The following is a 264-nucleotide window of genomic DNA, read 5'->3' as shown; positions in this document are numbered from 1 at the left end:
GTCTGGTTTTGGGAGAAGACCGTGATCGGTGTCTTATGCGGGATGGGGGCAGGGTTGATTGTGGGTGCAGTTAATTGGGTGATGATGGTGAAGGTAAAGATTGGGGAGATGGTGATGAGAGTTGGGATGATGTTCATGATGCAGGGAAGGGCGGTGAGGTATACAAAGGGCGGGACGGTGTCAGAAAATATGATTGTGGGTGATGGGAATTTTTGAAGAGGCAGGATTAGCCGGTTGTTTGGAAAAATGGGGGAGGTTGGGTGG

At 50.4% G+C, this 264-nt stretch carries 1 pseudogene; it reads left to right on the top strand.

The window, feature by feature from the left end:
* Nucleotides 1–216, top strand: a pseudogene (locus tag FS736_RS23775) (ABC transporter permease); the annotation flags it as partial.
* Between the last annotated feature and the right edge of the window lie 48 nt (nt 217–264).

The sequence above is a fragment of the Cytobacillus oceanisediminis 2691 genome (assembly GCF_007678455.1).
GTDB lineage: Bacteria > Bacillota > Bacilli > Bacillales > Cytobacillaceae > Mesobacillus > Mesobacillus oceanisediminis_A.
Note: the sequence above shows the minus strand (reverse complement) of the source record. Positions and strands in the feature narration are given on the sequence as shown.